The 3,800-nt window shown below is 70.1% G+C and carries 2 protein-coding genes; one reads left to right on the forward strand and one right to left on the reverse strand.

All coding sequences use genetic code 11. The features are described from left to right. Positions 1-43: 43 nt before the first annotated feature. Complete coding sequence (locus G6031_RS16160; protein WP_179524491.1) at positions 44-2,692, reverse strand: ATP-dependent Clp protease ATP-binding subunit; 2,649 nt, start codon at positions 2,690-2,692, stop codon at positions 44-46. A gap of 230 nt (positions 2,693-2,922) precedes the next feature. On the opposite strand from G6031_RS16160, the gene G6031_RS16165 reads away from it, so the two are divergent. Next, on the forward strand, positions 2,923-3,800 hold an 878-nt coding region (locus G6031_RS16165), incomplete at its 3' end, for a DEAD/DEAH box helicase (protein ID WP_182653814.1).

The raw sequence follows: 3,800 nt of genomic DNA on the forward strand, positions 1-3,800 counted from the left end.
TCGATGAGCGGGGGCCGCCTCGTGTCCGTGCCGCGTGTCCGGCCTAGGTGGTGGCGGGAGCCGCCCCACCGCTACCCGACGGGCCGCCGGGGGCTGCGCCACCGAAGCCGCCCGAGCTGGGCGGGAGCGAGTCGCCCGGGCCGGCCTCACCGGTGGGTGCGACGCTCGCGGTGATCTCCTCACCCTCGCGGGACCCGGCGTCCGGGCGCTGGACCCCGGTGAACGTGAACCGGGCGTCCTCGGTCTTGTCGGACTCCCCGTCCCAGCCCTCGACGTCGACGGTGATGAGCTCGCCGGCCGCGACCTCGCCGAAGAGGATCTTCTCCGACAGCGTGTCCTCGATCTCGCGCTGGATGGTGCGACGCAGCGGCCGCGCACCCAATACCGGATCGAAACCCCTCTTGGCGAGAAGCTCCTTGGCCCGGTCCGTGATCTCGATGGTCATGTCCTTGGCCTTGAGCGCCACGCCGACGCGGCTGACCATGAGGTCGACCATCTCCACGATCTGAGCCTTGGTGAGCTGGTGGAACACCACGATCTCGTCGATCCGGTTGAGGAACTCGGGCCGGAAGTGCTTCTTGAGCTCGTCGTTGACCTTCTGCTTCATCCGCTCGTAGGCGTCCTCGGTGTTGTCGGAGGACTGGAAGCCCATCCCGACCGCCTTGGAGATGTCCCTCGTGCCCAGGTTGGAGGTGAAGATCAACACGGTGTTCTTGAAGTCCACCATGCGGCCCTGCCCGTCGGTGAGACGGCCGTCCTCGAGCACCTGCAGCAGCGTGTTGTAGATCTCGGAGTGGGCCTTCTCGATCTCGTCGAACAGGACCACCGAGAACGGCTTGCGCCGGACCTTCTCCGTGAGCTGGCCGCCCTCCTCGTAGCCGACGTACCCGGGAGGTGCGCCGAACAGACGGGACGCGGTGAAGCGGTCGTGGAACTCGCCCATGTCGATCTGGATGAGCGCGTCGTCCTCGCCGAACAGGAAGTTCGCCAGCGCCTTGGAGAGCTCCGTCTTACCGACACCGGACGGGCCGGCGAAGATGAACGAACCCGAGGGCCGCTTGGGGTCCTTGAGACCGGCCCGCGTGCGGCGGATGGCCCGGGAGACGGCCTTGATGGCGTCCTCCTGGCCGATGATCCGCTTGTGCAGCTCGTCCTCCATGCGGAGCAGACGCGTGGTCTCCTCCTCGGTGAGCTTGAACACGGGGATCCCGGTCCAGTTGCCCAGGACCTCCGCGATCTGCTCCTCGTCGACCACGGCGGCCACATCCATGTCGCCCGCACGCCACTGCTTCTCGCGCTCCGAGCGCTCGGCGATGAGCTTCTTCTCCGTGTCCCGCAGGCCCGCGGCCTTCTCGAAGTCCTGCGCGTCGATCGCGGACTCCTTCTCACGGCGGGCCTCCGCGATCTTCTCGTCGAACTCCCGCAGGTCCGGCGGAGCGGTCATCCGCTTGATCCGCATGCGGGCGCCGGCCTCGTCGATGAGGTCGATCGCCTTGTCCGGGAGGAAGCGGTCGTTGATGTACCGGTCCGCGAGCTGGGCCGCCGCGGCCAGGGCGGCGTCCGTGATGGTGACGCGGTGGTGGGCCTCGTAGCGGTCCCGCAGACCCTTGAGGATCTCGATGGACAGCTCCACGTTGGGCTCCGGGACCTGGACCGGCTGGAAACGACGCTCGAGCGCCGCGTCCTTCTCGATGTGCTTGCGGTACTCCTCGAGCGTGGTGGCGCCGATGGTCTGCAGCTCACCGCGGGCCAGCTTGGGCTTGAGGATCGACGCGGCGTCGATCGCACCCTCGGCGGCACCCGCGCCGACGAGGGTGTGGATCTCGTCGATGAACAGGATGATGTCGCCGCGCTGGTTGATCTCCTTGAGCACCTTCTTGAGGCGCTCCTCGAAGTCTCCGCGGTAGCGGGAACCGGCCACCAGGGACCCCAGGTCGAGCGAGTAGACCTGCTTGTCCTTGAGGGTCTCGGGGACCTCGTTGTTGACGATGGCCTGGGCCAGGCCCTCGACGACCGCGGTCTTGCCCACGCCGGGCTCGCCGATGAGCACCGGGTTGTTCTTGGTGCGCCGGGAGAGCACCTGCATGATGCGCTCGACCTCCTTGGCGCGGCCGACGACCGGGTCGAGCTTGCCCTCCATGGCGGCCTGCGTGAGGTTGCGACCGAACTGGTCCAGCACCGTCGAGGACGACGGCGTACCGGACTCGCGACCACCGGTGCCGGCGGGGGCGCCCGTGGCCTCGGCCTCCTTGCCCTGGTAGCCCGACAGCAGCTGGATGACCTGCTGGCGGACCCGGGTGAGGTCCGCTCCGAGCTTGACCAGCACCTGGGCGGCGACGCCCTCGCCCTCACGGATGAGGCCGAGCAGGATGTGCTCGGTGCCGATGTAGTTGTGGCCGAGCTGCAGCGCCTCGCGCAGGCTCAGCTCCAGGACCTTCTTGGCCCGCGGCGTGAACGGGATGTGCCCGCTGGGCGCCTGCTGGCCCTGGCCGATGATCTCCTCGACCTGACTCCGCACCGCTTCCAGCGAGATCCCCAGGGACTCGAGTGCCTTGGCGGCCACTCCCTCGCCCTCGTGGATGAGACCCAGCAGGATGTGCTCGGTGCCGATGTAGTTGTGGTTGAGCATCCGGGCCTCTTCCTGGGCCAGGACGACGACGCGACGCGCGCGGTCGGTAAACCGTTCGAACATCGTGCTACCTCACATTCCTCGGGTTCCGTCCACTCTAGTGGCCGTGTCTGACGCGCTGCACCGCAGGAGCGGGAGCGGGTCCGTCACCAGGGTTCAACGCGGCAGGTCGGGGATCCATTGCAGATCCGTGTACGCCGACAGCGAACGCCGCCGATCCGTGCGCCGGGGCACGGACTTCCGTCGTCGGCGCCTAGGGTCGTGGACATGACACGGGTGGACGGAGCGGGGACGTGACCCCCTTCGATCTGGACCGGATCGGCCACGGACTGCCCTTCGCCGCCGCGCTGCCCGCCCTGCGGGACGCCCTCGCCACCAGGGGCACCGCGGTCGTCCAGGCCCCGCCCGGCACCGGGAAGACCACCCTCGCCCCACCGGCGGTCGCCTCGGCGGACGGGATCGCGGGACGGGTCGTCGTCACCCAGCCCCGACGGGTGGCCGCCCGCTCGGCGGCGCGACGACTGGCGGCGCTGACCGGGACGGGGGTCGGCACCCTGGCGGGCTACTCCGTGCGCGGGGACTCCAGCGTCGGACGGGACACCCTCGTGGAGTTCGTGACCCCGGGGGTGCTGGTCCGGCGCCTGATCGCCGACCCGGACCTGCCCGGGACCGCGGCGGTGGTGCTCGACGAGGTCCACGAGCGGGACGTCGAGTCCGACCTCGCCCTGGCTTTGCTCTGCGAGCTGCGCCAACTCCGCGACGACCTGCCCGTGGTGGCCATGTCCGCGACCGTCGAGGCCGGTCGCTTCGCGCGCCTGCTGGGCGGCGCCGGAACGGAGGCCGCGGCGCCGGTGATCGACATCCCGGCCGTCCTTCATCCGCTGGAGATCCGCTACCGCCCGCCCCTCGCTCCCCGACTGGATTCCCGTGGGGTGACCGACGGTTTCCTCGACCACGTGGCCACCGTGGCGGCCGACGAGGTGACCGCGAGCGGGTCGGACACCCTGGTCTTCCTCCCCGGGGTCCGCGAGATCGACCGCGTGGTGCGCTCGCTCACGGCACGACTGGGCGGGCGCGCCGAGGTCCTGCCCCTCCACGGCGGGCTCGACGCGGCCGAGCAGGACCGGGCGGTCTCGGGATCCGGCCGCGGGGACCCGACCCCGGGCCGGGG

This window comes from Dietzia sp. CQ4, assembly GCF_014145125.1.
Taxonomy (GTDB): domain Bacteria; phylum Actinomycetota; class Actinomycetes; order Mycobacteriales; family Mycobacteriaceae; genus Dietzia; species Dietzia natronolimnaea.

Bases quoted from the DNA above. Each gene is read 5' to 3' on its own strand.
- G6031_RS16160 (WP_179524491.1), bottom strand. From the start codon at position 2,692: ATGTTCGAACGGTTTACCGACCGCGCGCGTCGCGTCGTCGTCCTGGCC.